The sequence below is a fragment of the Paenibacillus sp. PsM32 genome (assembly GCF_030433815.1).
GTDB lineage: Bacteria > Bacillota > Bacilli > Paenibacillales > Paenibacillaceae > Saccharibacillus > Saccharibacillus kyungheensis.
Map to the genome: position 1 here is coordinate 71,835 of NZ_JARUWY010000016.1, position 17,033 is coordinate 88,867.

General features: G+C 37.2%; 14 protein-coding genes. 13 read left to right on the forward strand and 1 reads right to left on the reverse strand.

The genetic code is table 11. From position 1 onward, the window contains the following. Window positions 1–4: 4 nt before the first annotated feature. The 13 genes from QCD85_RS21460 to ligA all read left to right on the forward strand — a co-directional run bounded on the left by QCD85_RS21460 (window position 5) and on the right by ligA (window position 14,875). Window positions 5–781 (forward strand): NAD-dependent epimerase/dehydratase family protein, encoded by a 777-nt coding sequence (locus QCD85_RS21460; RefSeq protein WP_301263856.1) that lies wholly within the window; start codon window positions 5–7, stop codon window positions 779–781. Next, complete coding sequence (locus QCD85_RS21465; protein WP_301263857.1) at window positions 778–1,590, forward strand: sugar phosphate isomerase/epimerase family protein; 813 nt, start codon at window positions 778–780, stop codon at window positions 1,588–1,590. The genes QCD85_RS21460 and QCD85_RS21465 overlap by 4 nt, the downstream gene beginning before the upstream one ends. A gap of 19 nt (window positions 1,591–1,609) precedes the next feature. Then, on the forward strand, window positions 1,610–2,413 hold the full coding sequence (locus QCD85_RS21470) for a glycosyltransferase family 2 protein (protein ID WP_301263858.1): 804 nt from the start codon (window positions 1,610–1,612) through the stop codon (window positions 2,411–2,413). Between the two features lie 15 nt (window positions 2,414–2,428). After that, on the forward strand, window positions 2,429–3,172 hold the full coding sequence (locus QCD85_RS21475) for a sugar phosphate nucleotidyltransferase (RefSeq protein WP_204827228.1): 744 nt from the start codon (window positions 2,429–2,431) through the stop codon (window positions 3,170–3,172). A gap of 11 nt (window positions 3,173–3,183) precedes the next feature. After that, window positions 3,184–3,729 carry a dTDP-4-dehydrorhamnose 3,5-epimerase gene (rfbC, locus tag QCD85_RS21480; protein ID WP_301263859.1) on the forward strand — a complete coding sequence of 182 codons (546 nt, stop codon included), beginning with the start codon at window positions 3,184–3,186 and terminating at the stop codon, window positions 3,727–3,729. Window positions 3,730–3,805: 76 nt separating this feature from the next. Continuing rightward, complete coding sequence (gene rfbB, locus QCD85_RS21485) at window positions 3,806–4,828, forward strand: dTDP-glucose 4,6-dehydratase (RefSeq protein WP_301263860.1); 1,023 nt, start codon at window positions 3,806–3,808, stop codon at window positions 4,826–4,828. Continuing rightward, on the forward strand, window positions 4,825–5,703 hold the full coding sequence (rfbD, locus tag QCD85_RS21490; protein ID WP_301263861.1) for a dTDP-4-dehydrorhamnose reductase: 879 nt from the start codon (window positions 4,825–4,827) through the stop codon (window positions 5,701–5,703). Before rfbB ends, rfbD begins: the two co-directional genes overlap by 4 nt. A gap of 221 nt (window positions 5,704–5,924) precedes the next feature. Next, on the forward strand, window positions 5,925–6,926 hold the full coding sequence (locus QCD85_RS21495; protein ID WP_301263862.1) for a glycosyltransferase family 2 protein: 1,002 nt from the start codon (window positions 5,925–5,927) through the stop codon (window positions 6,924–6,926). A gap of 91 nt (window positions 6,927–7,017) precedes the next feature. Further along, window positions 7,018–7,911: a glycosyltransferase family 2 protein gene (locus QCD85_RS21500; RefSeq protein ID WP_301263863.1), complete on the forward strand. Its 894-nt coding sequence runs from the start codon at window positions 7,018–7,020 to the stop codon at window positions 7,909–7,911. Window positions 7,912–7,913: 2 nt separating this feature from the next. Beyond that, window positions 7,914–9,335 (forward strand): undecaprenyl-phosphate glucose phosphotransferase, encoded by a 1,422-nt coding sequence (locus QCD85_RS21505; protein ID WP_301263864.1) that lies wholly within the window; start codon window positions 7,914–7,916, stop codon window positions 9,333–9,335. A gap of 207 nt (window positions 9,336–9,542) precedes the next feature. Further along, window positions 9,543–10,232 (forward strand): heptaprenylglyceryl phosphate synthase, encoded by a 690-nt coding sequence (locus tag QCD85_RS21510; protein ID WP_274171818.1) that lies wholly within the window; start codon window positions 9,543–9,545, stop codon window positions 10,230–10,232. Between the two features lie 75 nt (window positions 10,233–10,307). Beyond that, the gene (gene pcrA / locus QCD85_RS21515; RefSeq protein ID WP_301263865.1) at window positions 10,308–12,647 is read left to right on the forward strand and encodes a DNA helicase PcrA; all 2,340 of its coding nucleotides are present in this window, start codon (window positions 10,308–10,310) and stop codon (window positions 12,645–12,647) included. Window positions 12,648–12,856: 209 nt separating this feature from the next. Next, a complete protein-coding gene (gene ligA / locus QCD85_RS21520) occupies window positions 12,857–14,875 on the forward strand; it encodes an NAD-dependent DNA ligase LigA (RefSeq protein WP_301263866.1) in 2,019 nt (672 codons plus the stop codon). A 399-nt stretch (window positions 14,876–15,274) separates the two neighbouring features. Here the strand turns inward: ligA and QCD85_RS21525 are convergent, their stop codons facing one another. Next, a complete protein-coding gene (locus QCD85_RS21525; RefSeq protein ID WP_301263867.1) occupies window positions 15,275–16,552 on the reverse strand; it encodes a molybdopterin-dependent oxidoreductase in 1,278 nt (425 codons plus the stop codon). Window positions 16,553–17,033: the final 481 nt, after the last annotated feature.

Genomic DNA, 17,033 nt, shown 5'->3' on the forward strand with positions numbered 1-17,033 from the left:
TATTATGGGAAAGAGCGCATTGCTAGGCTACACAGGATTTGTTGGTAGTACACTACTTACACAAACAACATTTGACGACCTATATAATTCCCAAAATATTTCGCATATTTGTGGGAAAGAATATAATTATATCGTTTGTGCAGCAGCACCAGCAGTAAAATGGAAAGCTAATCAAGAGCCTGAACAAGATTTGAATAATTTAAAGATGTTGATGGATCATCTGAAGCAGGTTAAAACGAATTACTTTGTTTTGATTTCAACAGTGGATGTGTATCAGCAACCGTATGATGTGAGTGAAGCAACAGCGATCAATCCCGATACAACCGATCCTTATGGGCGTCATCGTTTTTACTTAGAGCAGTTTGTAAAACAACAATTTGAAAAACATTTGATTGTTCGTTTGCCTGGTTTATTTGGAGAAGGATTGAAGAAAAACTTTATTTATGATCTGATCCATGACAATCGTTTCGATCTTACTCATAAAGATAGCAGCTTCCAATTTTATAATATGGCGGATCTGTGGGAAGATTTACAGACAGCTAAACAACAAGGATTGAAACTTGTTAATTTTACAGCAGCTCCTATTACAGCTTCTGAAATTGCTAAGCAAGCATTGCAAATGGATTTTGATAATATAACTGAAAAACCGCCTGTTTCTTACAATATGCTAAGTGATTATGCAGTAGTATTTCATGGACAACAGGGATATTTTAAAAGTAAACAACAAATTCTGGACGAAATTGCTGGATTTATTGTTTCGCAGAGAAGCGGTTTGCAATGAAGTTAGCTATCTCGAATATTGCTTGGAATCCAGAAGATGAATCTACAGTTATAGGTTGGTTAAAACAGTTTGGTGTAAAAGGACTTGAAATTGCCCCAACGAAAATCTGGCAGGACCCTACTCAATATAAGGTAGAAGAAGCTTTGGCTTGCAAGCAAAGCTGGTTTGAACATGGGCTTGAGCTGGTTGCTATGCAATCACTTTTATTCGGAAGAGCAGATTTGGTTTTGTTTCAAGATGAGGTGGCTCGAGAAGCACTTAAACAATATCTTTTTGTCATTATTGAACTTGCTGGAGTACTGGGAACAAAAAAATTAGTATTTGGCTCACCTAAAAATCGATTAGCTGGTAAACTTTCTAAACAAGAACAGATTCAGATAGCAGCTCCATTTTTCTATGAACTCGGTGAGCATGCAATGAAGCATAATGTTTTATTTTGTATTGAGCCTAATGCAAAAGAGTATGGTTGTGACTTTGTAACCAATACTGATGAAGCCATTGAGCTGCTAGAGATTGTTAATCATAAAGGGTTTCAATTACATCTGGATGCAGCAGTCATGACCATGAATGGAGAAAACTACGTACAGGTCATTCAGCGTGCGATTCCTCATTTAGCGCATTTTCATATTAGTGAACCTTTTTTGAATTTGATAGGATCCGAGCATACGAATCATCATGCTATTGTTGCTGCATTGGTAAAGAACCAATACAGCAACTGGGTATCGATTGAAATGAAGAATGGACTATCAGAATCTAATTCGCAGAGCGTTCGAAAATCGCTTGAATTCGTAACTCAAATCTATAAATAGAGCGGAGAGTTTAAAGATAATGATACAAAATCAAGCTAATTGGCAAATCCCTAAATACGAAATTCAGGAATTTTTCAAAAAAGAACGCCAATATTGCTTATGTATCCCAGTCATTAACGAGGGGGAAAAGATTCAAAAGCAGTTGAAACGAATCCCTTCTTCATTGCGCGGACAATTGGATATTATTATTCTCGATGGTGGTAGTACAGATGGTTCTTTAGATGAATCTTTTCTGAGAGAGATGAATGTTCGTTCTTTATTGACAAAAAAGGATAAAGGTAAATTAAGTGCACAGCTAAGAATAGGTTTTTCTTATGCTTTATCTGAAGGATATGAAGGCATAATTACTGTAGATGGTAACAATAAAGATAGTGTAGAATCTCTTTCGTTTTTTGTTGAAAAGTTAGAAGAGGGATATGACTTTGTGCAGGGTTCACGATACGTGCCTGGAGGTATGGAGATCAATACACCTTTTGTAAGGAAATTGGCAATTAAAATAATTCATGCTCCGTTTATCTCACTATTGTCGGGCTTTCATTATACTGATACAACAAATGGTTTTCGTGCTCACTCTATTCGATTTTTACAAGATGAGCGTTTGCAGCCATTTAGAGATGTATTTGAAACATATGAACTGCTCGCTTACTTATCTGTACAAGCTCCACGGTTAGGTTATCGAGTTATTGAAATTCCTGTTAAGCGATCTTATCCGCTTGGGAAAGTTCCAACAAAGATCAGCCCGCTTCGCGGAAATTTACTGCTTATTAAGATACTATTAGGATTAGCGTTTAAAAAATACGATCCCGATCAAAGTTATAAATAATTAGGAGGGTTTTCAATGAAAGGTATTATTTTAGCAGGAGGTACAGGTTCACGCCTTTACCCATTAACGAAAGTAACGAACAAGCATCTTTTACCTGTCGGTAAATATCCAATGATTTTTCATTCTGTATATAAATTGAAACAAGCTGATATTACAGATATCTTAATCGTTACAGGTAAAGACCATATGGGTGATGTAGTTAACTTACTAGGTAGCGGTAGCGATATGGGTGTTACATTTACATACAAAGTGCAGGATGAAGCAGGTGGTATTGCACAAGCTTTGGATCTAGCAGAACACTTTGTAGCGGATGATCAAATGGTTGTTATTCTAGGCGATAACGTATTTGCTGATGATATTGCTCCATTTGTACAAAATTTCCGTGAGCAAAAACAAGGTGCTAAATTGTTGCTACAACAGGTTCATGATCCACAGCGTTATGGTGTAGCTGAAATGGACGGCGAACGGATTATTTCGATCGAAGAAAAACCAAAAGCACCTAAAAGCGATTTCGCTGTAACAGGTATTTATATGTTTGATAACAATGTATTTGATATTGTTAAAACACTAAAACCATCTGACCGTGGTGAATTAGAAATTACAGATGTAAACAATGCTTATATTGAACGTGGTGAGCTAACATTTGATATTCTTACAGGTTGGTGGACAGACGCGGGTACGCACGCATCGCTTGCAAAAGCAAATGAACTAGCACAAGAAATCGTATTTGGCGAAGAGTTCGGTAAGCTCAAACTGTAAGGAGGATCATCATGAAAGTCACATCTTTAACATTAGAGGGTGCCAAGCTCATCGAACCTGTTGTTCATGGCGACCATCGTGGATTTTTTATGGAAAGTTATAATGAGAAATTAATGCACGAAAATGGAATCAAACATAATTTTATTCAGGACAATCATTCCCTTTCTGCTGAACCTGGAGTACTGAGAGGAATGCACTACCAATTAAATCCTAAAGCACAAACCAAATTGATTCGTGTCATATCTGGTTCGATTTATGATGTGATTGTGGATATTCGTAAAGATTCACCTACATTTGGACAATGGCAAGGATTTATTTTAAGTGATGCGAATAAACGTCAATTGTTAGTTCCACAAGGGTTTGCACATGGCTTCTGTACGTTAGCAGCAAATACTCAAGTTATTTATAAAGTAGATGAGTATTACTCGCCTGAGCATGATCGCGGTATTGCTTGGGATGATCCATCTCTAAATATCGATTGGCCTGTATCGAGTCCAGTATTATCTGACAAAGATACACGTCATCCTTTATTAAAAGACGCAGAACTTAACTTTTAATAATTCACTCTTTACTAGGTGAGCACACTAAATAAAATAGTTAGAATCTAAATGGGATTCTTACAGGAGGCAAATTATGAAATTGCTTGTTACTGGCGGAGCCGGTTTTATTGGCAGTAATTTTGTTCTATATATGTTACGTGAACATCCCGAATACCAGATTATCAATGTAGATGCTCTTACGTATGCAGGGAATTTAGAAAATTTAAAAGCGATCGAAGGCAATCCTAATCATACCTTTGTAAAAGCAGACATTGCAGATACAGCTACAATGGATCGCTTGGTTGCAGATGGTGTAGATGTGATTGTTAACTTTGCAGCAGAATCGCATGTAGACCGTAGTATTTTGGAGCCAGAGATTTTTGTGAAAACAAACGTGGTTGGTACTCAAGTACTTCTGGATGTTGCTAAAAAGTATAACATTACAAAATTTGTACAAGTATCTACAGATGAAGTATACGGTTCTTTAGGCGAAACAGGGCTGTTTACCGAAGAGACTCCGATTACACCGAATAGTCCGTATTCTGCTAGTAAAGCAGGCGGAGATTTGTTAGTACGTGCTTACCATGAGACTTTTGGTTTGCCTGTTAATATTACACGTTGTTCTAACAATTATGGGCCGTTCCAATTTCCAGAGAAATTAATCCCGTTGATTATTTCTCGTTCTTTGGCTGATGAAGCTTTACCTGTATATGGTGATGGACTCAATATCCGTGATTGGTTGTATGTAGAAGACCATTGTAGCGCGATCGATCTAGTTATTCATGAAGGTAAAAACGGTGAAGTTTATAATATTGGTGGTAACAATGAACGTACCAATATCCATATCGTTAAAACAATTTTGGAACAGCTAGGTAAGCCAGAATCTTTGATCAAGTATGTAGAAGATCGTTTAGGTCATGATCGTCGTTATGGTATTGACCCTACGAAGATCATGAATGAACTTGGATGGAAGCCTAAGCATAATTTCGAAACAGGAATTAAAGAAACGATTCAATGGTACTTGGATAACAAAGACTGGTGGACTCGTATTGCTTCAGGAGCTTACCAAGAATATTACCAACAGCAATATGGAGATCGTCTAGGAGCTAATCAATGAAAGTATTAGTTACAGGTGCTTCCGGCCAGCTTGGAGTAGATACAGTCAAAGTCATCCAAGCGAAAGGTCATGAAGTATTTGGCTGCGATCGTCAGACATTAGATATTACAAATCTAGAGCAATGCCAGCAAGTAATCACTTCTTTTCAACCCGAAGTGATTATTCATTGTGCGGCGTATACAGCGGTCGATGCAGCTGAAACTGATATCGATGGAGCTTATCTAGTCAATGCTGTAGGAACACGTAATATTGCTGTAGCAGCAGAATCTGTACAAGCGAAAGTGATCTATATTAGTACAGATTATGTATTTGATGGACAAGGTGTACAACCGTATCATGAGTATGACAATACAGATCCTCAAAGTATTTATGGTAAATCCAAACGTGCTGGTGAAGTATTGATTCAATCTTTATCTTCTCGATACTTTATTGTGCGTACTTCCTGGGTATACGGACTTCATGGTAACAACTTTGTGAAAACCATGCTGAAGTTAGGTCAGGAAAAACCGCAACTTAAAGTGGTACATGATCAAAAAGGTTCGCCAACCTATACAGTAGACTTAGCAGAGTTTTTGACAGAATTGATGGTGACAGAAAAATACGGTGTTTATCATGCTTCTAATAGTGACTCATGCACCTGGTATGAATTTACACAAGAAATATTCAGACAGGCTACTGATATTTTAGATGTAGATATACAAGCTGTACTGGAACCATGTGCAACGAGTGAATTTCCAAGACCTGCTCCAAGACCTGCTAATTCGGTGATGGAGCATTTATCGATACGAACTAATGGATTTACAGATATTCGTTCTTGGCAAGAAGGGTTAAATGCTTTTCTATATGAATTTCAGATGCTAAGTAACTCAAACTAAATATGTATATAAAAAGCTGGATTTGATCTTTTATAAGGTCAGTATTCAGCTTTTTATATACTACTTAAAAGATGTAAAGCAATATTGCATTTTAAATAGGTTAGGATATAAATTTGAGATGTACTTTTGCGATATACTATGAAATAGATTATTATTGATTAGTTTAATTTGATATATTGGAAATAAGAATTATTATTTTTATAAATAAATGAGGTAAAATAATGAGTGAACAAGGTTTATTGCAAGTATTACTTTCTACATACAATGGAGAAAAATATATTTCAGAACAGCTAAATAGTATATTATCTCAACCTTATCAACCGATTCAAATTTTAATTCGTGATGATGGATCTAGTGATAACACTCTTTTAATCATCAAGCAATATCAACAAGATCATCCGGGAAGAATTCATCTTATCCAAGGAAAGAATATAGGTGTAGTTCCTAGTTTTTGGACGCTTATGCAACATGCAGACTTATCAGCTGATTATTTTTGTTTTTGTGATCAAGATGATGTATGGATGCCTCATAAAGCTCAACGTTCAGTGCAATTATTATCTGAAATGGAAAAAGAAAATAACTTAATTTTGGATTCTCATGCAAATAATAAAATCCGGCATAACCCTTTTGAAAAAAATATTCCAGCTATGGTATGTACAGATACTCAGCTTACAGACGGTGATTTAAATCCAACTGCTATATGGCCAGGAATGCCACACTTAAAACCTTCTTTTTACAATGCTCTGATTCAAAATATTGCTGTTGGAGCAACCGTAACTTTTAATCGCGCTACTTTACAATTGTTAATGAAAAAGAATGTAAATATATCTGATATTCAGATGCATGACTGGTGGGCCTATTTAGTTGTATCTTGTTTTGGGAAATTTCATTTTGAACATACGCCATCTATTTATTATCGTCAACATGGAGGAAATGCCGTTGGCGGTGAATGGACTATTTTGCAAAAAATAAAAAAGAAATGGAACAGTTTTTTAAAACATAAAGGTAATAAAAATCTGTTAGTGCAACAAGCTAAGGAATTCAAACGTCTTTATAGTAACGACATTGTTGATCCAGAAATGCTTGTTCAACTAGATTTATTTATTGAACCTCGAAAAAATATAATTAGTCGGATAGGATATTTAAGAAAATCGAAATTGTATAGACAATCTTTAATGGAGCAACTATTATTCCGCTTTTTAATTTTAGTAGGTTATATCTAAGAAGAATAATGGAATCTGAGCGGATTTATCTTTTTAATATATAGATATGCTATAATGCCAGTAGATTTATATTTTAGTCAGGAGCGTTACCATGGACGTTAGCATTTTAATTTTAAATTATAATACTTGTCAGCTTACACTTGATTGTATTGAGTCTGTATATCAATCACGTACTCAATATGCTTATGAGATTATTGCAGTGGACAATGCTTCTAGCGACGGTTCAGCTACAGTGATCCCATCGACTTATCCAGACATTACTTTTATTGCAAATAAAGATAATGTCGGATTTGCCAAAGGCAACAATCAAGCAATAAAGATTGCGCAAGGACGATATATACTACTACTTAATTCCGACACCATCGTTCAGTCAGATACTTTAGAGACGATGGTGTCTTTTATGGATGCTCACCCTCAAGCAGGAGCGTCGGGTTGTAAAATTGTGTTGCCAGATGGATCACTGGATAAAGCATGTAAGCGTGGGTTTCCTACACCGTCCGCCTCTTTTTATTACGCTTTTGGATTTTCCAAATGGTTTCCAGACAATCCACGCTTTAATGGCTACCAGTTAGGTTATTTGAACCCAGACGAGTCGTATCCGATTGATTCATTAGTAGGTGCATTTATGTTAGTTCGGCGTGAAGTTATTGAGCAGATTGGCGGACTGGACGAAGAGTTTTTTATGTATGGAGAAGATATTGACTGGTGCTACCGGATCAAAGAAGCAGGCTGGGAGATCCATTATCGTGGAGATACACAAATTGTGCATTACAAAGGTGCTAGCAGTCGTCGTAAACCATTTAAAATCATTTATGAGTTCCACCGGGCAATGTGGTTATTTCACCGCAAACATTATCGTCAAAAATATTCGTTTGTTACCAATAGTATTGTCTTTACCGGAATTGGAGTCAAATTAATGTTATCCCTACTTAAAAATAAATTATTACCTGCCAAATCGGTTACAACAGCAGAAAGGAGAGCTTAAACATGATTCGTAAAAATCAACGCTTTTTAACTCGTTTGTATATTTTAGCTGATTTTATGGTCATTCAGTTCTCCTTTTTACTTGCCTGGTTTGTGAAGTTTGAAAGTGGTTGGTTTGCTTATGATACACCGATCGAATTTGGAGCACTACCGATTGAGACGTATGCGCTATGGAGTCTAGTATATGGTGGTATAGCGATCTTAATTGGTGGGATGAGTACACTTTATTCACCAAAGCGTAAAAAACGTTTTGCAGATGAATTGATGAAAATTTTCCAAACTCATCTTGTCAGTATTTTTGTTTTATTAGGTGCTTTATTTTTTGTGAAAGAAGTAAATATCTCTCGTTCGTATTTGTTTATTTATGTGATTCTTACGCTGATGCTTATTATGGCTTATCGGTATGTGATCAAAAAAGGATTGAAACGTGCGAGACAACGTGGATTTAATAAGCAGTTTGTTTTGATTCTTGGTGCAGGTTCACTGGGGAAACGTTTTTGCAATAATTTAGACCAGTATCCTGAGATGGGTTATGAAATTGTTGGTTTTTTAGATGATTATTTAGAAGACAATGAACAGGAACCTAATAAATACAAACCTATTTTAGGCAAAATTGATAAGCTTGGCGATATTCTGCATACGATGATGATTGATGAAGTGATTTTGGCGTTACCGCTAGATGCACATCATAAATATCCAAGTATTATTGCAGAATGTGAAAAAGCCGGTGTACGAACATTAATTATCCCGGATTTCTTTGATTATTTGCCAGCTCGTCCATACTTTGATAACTTTGCGGGAATGCCAATGATTAATGTACGAGATATTCCACTAGATATCGCTGCGAATCGGATGTTCAAACGATTATTTGATATTGTATTTGCATTAATAGCTATTATTATTACATCTCCTATTATGATTATTGTAGCGATTGGCGTGCGGATGACATCTCCAGGATCTGTGATCTTTAAGCAGGAACGTGTAGGACTCAATCGTCGTAACTTTACGATGTACAAATTCCGTTCGATGCGTATTATTCCTGAAGGACAGGTCGATACAGGTTGGACGACAGCCGATGATCCACGTAAAACCAAGTTCGGAGCTTTTATACGTAAAACCAGTTTAGATGAACTACCTCAATTTTTTAATGTATTATTTGGAGATATGAGTGTAGTGGGACCTCGCCCTGAACGTCCTTATTTTGTAGAACAGTTCCGCGATGAGATTCCAAAATATATGATTAAGCACCATGTACGGCCTGGAATTACGGGTTGGGCACAAAGCAATGGTTTGCGTGGAGACACGTCTATTGAAGATCGTATCAATCACGATATTTTTTATATCGAAAATTGGTCATTATTATTTGATATCAAAATCATTTTCAAAACGATCCATAATGGATTTGTAAATAAAAATGCTTATTAAAAGTTAGGCAATGCTAAACATTTCATCACTAAATATAACTAAAAAGTATTCTGTTCCTCGGATGTAGGAGCAGGGTACTTTTCTTTTTTTAAGGAGTAATAAGGCAAAACATAAATTTGTTCCCCTAAAATGCGAACAAAAATTGACACTTTGCATCGGCTATCATAGACTTAATTTGAAGGTTGTCCGAAGACGGAGGAATGAAGGTTGAGAGAACAAATCAAAACATGGCAACATGTATTTAAACTGGACCCGGATCGAACGATTTCGGACGATGTATTAGCAAAAGTATGTAGTTCTGGGACAGATGCGATTATGGTAGGTGGATCATCAGGCGTAACCTACAACAATACAGCAGATCTAATCAAACGTATCAGCCTATATGATATTCCTTGTGTTCTTGAAGTATCCGATTTGGAAATGGTTGTACCTGGATTCGATCTATACATGATTCCATTGATATTGAATACCAATGATAGTCAGTGGATGATAGGACAGCATGTCTCTGCTATCGAACAGTATAGCCATTTGATGCCCTGGGACAAACTTGTTCCTGAAGGTTATATCGTACTGAATGCGGATTCTACAGTCGCTCAGCGTACCGAAGCATTAACAGAAATCGATCTTGATCGGGCAGTCGCTTATGCTCAAGCCGGTGACCGTTTGTTTCATCTCCCTATTATTTATATAGAATATAGTGGACGTTTTGGAGATATGGAACTAACAGGTGAGATTCGCCGATCAACTCATCAAGCGCAATTATTTTATGGCGGGGGAATTAGAGATTATCATTCTGCTCGTCAAGCCAAGCAAGTATGTGATACCATTGTCGTCGGCAATATAATTTATGAAAATCTGCAAGCCGCATTAGATACTGTACAAGTTATCTCCAGATAACGAGAAGTATCCTAACTTGATCATAGATGATTTTCAACTATCATTTTTCTATTAAGAAAGGAGCATGACTTCCCTATGAATACTGTAAATATACAGGAGGCAATCAATCGATTGAATCCTAGACAAAAAGAAGCCGCGCTCGCCACAGATGGACCGCTACTCATTATGGCAGGAGCAGGTAGTGGTAAGACGCGCGTACTGACACATCGTATCGCGCATATTATTGATGCACGCAAATCAGCACCGTGGGGCGTTCTTGCGATTACATTTACCAATAAAGCAGCACGCGAGATGCAAGAACGTGTTTCCCGTCTGGTAGGGCCAGCAGGTCGTGAGATTTGGGTATCTACTTTTCACTCTATGTGTGTACGTATACTGCGTAAAGATATTGAACGTATCGGATTTACTTCCAACTTTTCTATTTTAGATTCATCTGACCAATTATCTGTTATTCGTTCTTGTATGAAAGACTTAAACATCGATACCAAAAAGTTCGAACCCAAAGCAGTGCAAGGAATGATGGGTACTGCTAAAAATGAATTGGTTTCCCCGGCTCAATACGAGCAAAAGATCGGTGACTATTTCGAAGGTATTGTAGCCAAAGTCTACACCAAATATCAACAACGTCTACGTGCTAATAACTCATTAGACTTTGATGATCTGATTATGAAGACCATCCAATTGTTTAACGAAGTTCCTGAAGTTTTAGAATTTTATCAGAAAAAATTCCGCTATATTCATGTCGATGAGTATCAAGATACGAATAAAGCACAATATATGCTTTGTAAAATGTTGGCAGAAGCTCATCACAATATCTGTGTAGTTGGAGATAGTGATCAATCGATCTATCGCTGGCGTGGAGCAGATATCAGTAATATCTTGAATTTTGAAGAAGATTATCCAGAAGCGAAAACAATTCTTTTGGAGCAAAATTATCGTTCGACTTCCAATATACTGAGTGCAGCGAATGAAGTGATTGGCAACAATACAGGTCGCAAACCGAAAAAGCTGTGGACAGACAAAGAAGGCGGAGCCAAAATCAAAGTGTATCGTGCGGATTCTGAGCATGATGAAGGATACTTTGTGACTTCTGAGATTCATAAAAGTGTAAAAACAGGACAGCCTTATCGTAATCATGCAATATTGTATCGTACCAATGCGCAGTCACGGGTTATTGAGGAAATTTTGATCAAATCAGATATTCCTTACCAAATCGTGGGCGGTATCAAGTTCTATGATCGTAAAGAGATCAAAGACTTGCTCGGGTATTTACGTTTGCTTTCGAATCCAGATGATGATATCAGTTTGACTCGAATTATCAATGTGCCTAAGCGTGGTATTGGTGATACGACTGTAGCCAAATTGGCAGTAGCAGCGGCGGAAAAAGGCGTGTCTATTTTCAAAGTATTAGAAATAGTAGATGATCTAGGTTTTGCAGGTCGTACACGCAATATGTTGGTTGAATTTTACGATATGATTGCTTCACTGCATCAAATGGTAGAGTATTTATCAGTTACTGAATTAACCGAAAAGATTTTAGAGTTATCTGAATATCGGGTAGAATTACAACGGGAGAATACTCTTGAATCCAAAGCTCGTTTAGAAAATATAGAAGAGTTTTTATCTGTAACGATGGAATTTGAGAAAAATAATGAAGATCGTTCATTGATTTCATTTTTGACGGATCTAGCGTTAATTGCTGATATCGATACTGTAGGCGATGAACCTGAAGAAGATGACGATGCAGTTGTATTGATGACGATGCATAGTGCCAAAGGTTTGGAATTTCCAACTGTATTTATTATTGGTATGGAAGAAGGCGTGTTCCCGCATAGTCGAGCTTTTCAAGACAATGAAGAATTGGAAGAAGAGCGCCGCTTAGCTTATGTAGGGATTACACGTGCAGAGAAAAATCTATTTTTATCTTGTGCACAGATGCGTACGTTGTTTGGACGAACTACAGCGAATCCACCTTCACGCTTTTTAGAAGAAATTCCAGAAGAGTTCAAAGAAGATACAGCAGTAGCGCCTAACTATCGTCGTGGTGGGGCAGGTCGTGGCACTAGCAGTTATGGATCAGGTAATCGTAGCTTTGGAGGAAGTACAAGTAGCTTTGGTGGCAAACGTGAAAATACGGCTGCTTTTGGCAGTGGATCTTCTGCACGTGCAGTACCAGGATCTACCAATGCAAGAGTAACGGTAACGACAGGAGCTACACCTAAGCCTGTAGCTGCTGGTGGAGGATCAGATAGCTTCCAAGCAGGGGATAAAGTCTCTCATGGTAAATGGGGCATCGGAACGATTGTAGCAGTCAAAGGTACAGGCAATGATATGGAATTACAAATTGCTTTCCCTGCACCGACAGGACTCAAACGCTTATTAGCAGGGTTTGCTCCGATTACTAAAGTAGAATAAAGAATCTGATCGTGCAAGCAAGAAAGTTCTTGTTATCACTTGATGAGTAAAAGTTGTATGTTCAAAACAGAACCGAATTACTTACTGTTCGGTTCTGTTTTTTCATTGAAAATAATAATCATATGCGACAAAATGCTAACGATAAGCAGCATTACAGTTTGGATCAAAGCAATAGTTTATCTTATTGAATCCGGGAGGGAATACTACACATGGATCCGATGCATGAAATGGAACAATTAATTACAGAGCTTAATAAGTACAGCTACCATTACTATACGTTAGATGAACCTCTAGTCGATGATAAAGAATATGATGTTCTATATGATCGACTAATCCAATTGGAAGAAGTCAGTGGAATCGTATTACCTGATTCGCCTACTCAGCGTGTAGGTGGAGAATTGTTAAAAGGATTTTTACCTCATCGCCATCTTTCTCCATTATGGAGTCTAGACAAAGCTCAAAATTTAGAAAAGCTAGCAAGTTGGCATACGCGTGCTCGTAAATTAATTGCTGATTATAATACCAAAAATCCTGATCAACCACTGCCAGAACCCTCTTATGCGATTGAACTCAAGTTCGATGGATTAACACTTAATCTCACCTATGAAAATGGGAATTTAATTCAAGCGGCAACCCGAGGTAATGGAGTAACAGGAGAAGGAATTTTAGAACAAGTCAAAACGATTCGTTCGATTCCTCTATCTATTCCTTTCAAAGAAGGCAAAATTGAAGTGCAAGGCGAAGGCATTATGAATCTATCTGTATTAGCAGCTTATAATGAAAATGCTACAGATAAAGACAAACTCAAAAATGCACGTAATGCTGCTGCGGGTGCTTTGCGTAATTTGAATCCTAAAGTAACAGCTACTCGTCGTTTAAGTGCTTTCTTTTATAACATAGGATACATGGACGGTATTACATTTGAAAGTCATCAAGAGATGATGCAATTTCTTAAAGACAATCATTTCAAGGTCAATCCGTATATTTTTTACTTTGAGAATTTTGATGATGTGATTGCTCAATTAGAAGATATTCAGGCACAACGTACAGGATTAGATTACTTAATCGATGGTGCTGTGGTCAAAATTACAGATATGCGTACCCGCGAAGTACTGGGATATACTGATAAATTCCCGCGTTGGGCAATTGCTTACAAATTCGAAGCAGAAGAAACGAGCACGATTTTAGAATCGGTGTCTTGGAATGTAGGTCGTACAGGTAAAATCACACCATTAGCTCGTGTAGAAGCTGTTGAACTTGCAGGTGTGACTGTACAAAATTGCACACTAAACAATATTGGAGACATTGAACGCAAAAATTTAAAATATGCAATCGGAACACGTGTTTTTATTCGCCGTTCGAATGAAGTTATACCAGAGATTCTTGGTAAAGTGACTGAAGAAAGCGATGGAGAAGAAATCATTTTCCCAGAGAAATGCCCTGCTTGTGGATTTCCATTAGAACAACGTGGAGCACATCTATTCTGTAACAACACACTAGAGTGCACACCACAGATTATAGCTAAGATTACACATTTCGCTTCTAGAGATGCTATGGATATCGAGACATTTAGCGTGATGACAGCTCAACAGTTGCATAGTGAGTTAGGAGTTAAAGAACCAGCAGATCTATATGCTTTAGAATTTGAGAAATTAGTAGAACTAGAACGATTTGGTGAGCGCAAAGCAAATAATCTATTGCAGGCTATCGAAGAAAGTAAAACAAGAGATTTAGCATCATTCTTATATGCTTTAGGTATTCCGAATACAGGTAAATCTACAACTCGTATGTTGGCCGAGCATTATCGTGATTTACACAAAGTGATGAATGCAACAGTAGAAGAGTTAGTCGAATTACCGGATATCGGCAATATTGTAGCTGAAAGCATCGTTGCTTTTTTTGCAGATCCTTTTATGCAGACCAGTATTCAGAAAATGTTAGACCGAGGTGTACAACCGCAATCTCCTGCTGAACCTGTTGTTATCAATACAGATTCTTATTTTGCAGGCAAAACGGTTGTACTTACAGGTACATTACAGACGATGACTCGTGATGATGCCGCTGCTCGCCTAGAGTCTCTAGGCGCCAAAGTGACAGGTAGTGTATCCAAAAAGACAGATATCGTGATCGCTGGTGAAAAAGCAGGTAGCAAATTAACCAAAGCTCAAGAGTTAGGGATCGAAGTTATTCAAGACGAAGAAGAGCTAAAACGATTATTAGAATTGTAAAAGATTCATAAAGTTGCTTGCATCATTAGTAGATATACTACTCGACTATACAACGCTTGAATATGTACACTAATAACATGAACTATGCTTTTTAAATAAAAGGTACAACAAGCAAAGTACATCTTATGAAGATCATTTTATTTGTGTAAAGTCTTTTCATTCGTTTTGTACCTAATCGTAATGATCTACTTCTTTGATGATAATCTTTTATCATTTTGCTCTAGCGCAAGCGATATCGTTCCATCTTTTGAAAAAACAATTGCTTACAGAATAGATAAAAGAGCTAAAGTGATGATATTGAACTTTCAAGAGATAGTTAATCTAAATAAAAAAGCAGGGTGTTGCTCTTGAGACAAGAGGAAACACCCTGCTTTATTTTGTTCTACATCAACGATAGATTTAAGCTTTGGGTAACCATGCATCTTTATCATAACCACGTTGTTCCCAATACCCAACATGATCTTCAGCAATCAATTCAATACGGTTGAGCCATTTCACAGACTTATAAGCATACATCTGCGGAATAACCAAGCGTACAGGACCACCCAGATCAGCAGGAATAATATTACCATCATGTAATACAGCTACAATAATATCTTTCATTTGTGCTTGATCCAGTGTAAGAGAGTCAGTATATACATTATCACCAGAATAAAATTTGACCGTTGTTGCAGAAGATTGAACACCAGCCGCTTTTAAAAAGTCGCTTAAAGGAATACCTTCCCATGTATTCTTATACACAGACCATCCAGTAACACAATGGAAATCACTCACCTGCACATCTCGTTTTAATTTTAAAAATTGTTCCCAGTTCCAGGTTTGAGGTGTATCTACCAGTCCATCTATTTTGAAATCCCAGTTACTATTATCAAAAGTAGGAATAGGCGTTACCGTATATACTCGAAATTCACCTTGCGCTCCACCACCGATAGGAGGTGCAGACGATTTTAGTGGAGTAGGATTAGGAACCATTTTATTGCCATTGCTAGCAGCAACTTCTTCCCATGTTCCACCACCGCCACTGGTTAACGAACTTCCAAGCCATTTTAGAAAAGTAGGCCCGATCGATACAGCCAGTCCGACACCAATCGCCGAGCGTAAAAAGTTCCGTCTTGTATAGAAGGGAGAAGGAGCAGTAGGTGACGATGTCGCTACAACAGTTCCACTTTTGTCAGTAATCGTTTTTTCTACAGTTACAGGTTGCTTGATTGTACGTTTTTTAGGATCTTTCAACCATGCTGTACGTGTTAGAGAATGATAAATAATATAAGGAAGCCCAACCCATGTTAATAAATCATGTATAAATAAAGCCGAGTTGGCTACAGCCGGTCCTACTTGTCGAAGTAGCCATAACAAAATACCGGATACAATCCATCCTACCAATAACACCATCACAATAATCACATTTAACTTTTGCCCAGGTTTATCAGAGAGTCGCTTCCAATGTTTAGCAGCGAGAAACAGATAATAAACAACCGGTACTAATAAAGCCAGTCCACCAATAATATGAAGCCAGCGTACCCACACTCTAACCTCACCTAATATTTCTCGCCAAAACCCACCTACAAGTACTAACCCGGTAACAGCTAAAAGAGCAACTAACCAGGCATTCCAAGCATGCAACCGAATAAGCTTTTTACCAAAGCCTTTTTGAATAGAAGCAATCCAGCGATTCATCCGTACACCCCTTTAGTCATAGTTGTAATCAACGCATAATCAGTCTATAAAATATACGGTAAAAAAGTGACGATGGATTTCAAATCAAATGAATATCTAAACAAACGATAATAGCAAAAATTGAAATACACTATATAAAAGTAATTATAATAGAATAAAGCAATAATAATCTATTTTACTAAAAATAAATTCGATCCCAATTCAAATAATAATATATCGTAAATAATGCTTGCCAACTAATTAATTATGTGTTAAATTATTAAAGTCGCCTCAAAGCAATACAACATGATCTGAAAAAATGATGTTGAAAAAAAGAGTTGACAAACATTCTTAGAAAATGATATGATCTAAGAGTTCTAAAAAACACAAACGCAGCGAAACAACATACTGCAAGTTCTTTGAAAACTGAACAACGAGTGAGTAATAAAGGTCTTAGCCGACCTTTACAAATAGAGAACTTCGGTTCTCGCCAGTTTTAGAT

Coding starts and splice junctions, on each gene's coding strand:
- QCD85_RS21495 (WP_301263862.1), top strand. CDS start 5,925: ATGAGTGAACAAGGTTTATTGCAAGTATTACTTTCTACATACAATGGA.
- QCD85_RS21500 (WP_301263863.1), top strand. CDS start 7,018: ATGGACGTTAGCATTTTAATTTTAAATTATAATACTTGTCAGCTTACA.
- QCD85_RS21470 (WP_301263858.1), top strand. CDS start 1,610: ATGATACAAAATCAAGCTAATTGGCAAATCCCTAAATACGAAATTCAG.
- pcrA (WP_301263865.1), top strand. CDS start 10,308: ATGAATACTGTAAATATACAGGAGGCAATCAATCGATTGAATCCTAGA.
- ligA (WP_301263866.1), top strand. CDS start 12,857: ATGGATCCGATGCATGAAATGGAACAATTAATTACAGAGCTTAATAAG.
- rfbD (WP_301263861.1), top strand. CDS start 4,825: ATGAAAGTATTAGTTACAGGTGCTTCCGGCCAGCTTGGAGTAGATACA.
- QCD85_RS21525 (WP_301263867.1), bottom strand. CDS start 16,552: ATGAATCGCTGGATTGCTTCTATTCAAAAAGGCTTTGGTAAAAAGCTT.
- QCD85_RS21460 (WP_301263856.1), top strand. CDS start 5: ATGGGAAAGAGCGCATTGCTAGGCTACACAGGATTTGTTGGTAGTACA.
- QCD85_RS21465 (WP_301263857.1), top strand. CDS start 778: ATGAAGTTAGCTATCTCGAATATTGCTTGGAATCCAGAAGATGAATCT.
- rfbB (WP_301263860.1), top strand. CDS start 3,806: ATGAAATTGCTTGTTACTGGCGGAGCCGGTTTTATTGGCAGTAATTTT.
- QCD85_RS21505 (WP_301263864.1), top strand. CDS start 7,914: ATGATTCGTAAAAATCAACGCTTTTTAACTCGTTTGTATATTTTAGCT.
- QCD85_RS21475 (WP_204827228.1), top strand. CDS start 2,429: ATGAAAGGTATTATTTTAGCAGGAGGTACAGGTTCACGCCTTTACCCA.
- rfbC (WP_301263859.1), top strand. CDS start 3,184: ATGAAAGTCACATCTTTAACATTAGAGGGTGCCAAGCTCATCGAACCT.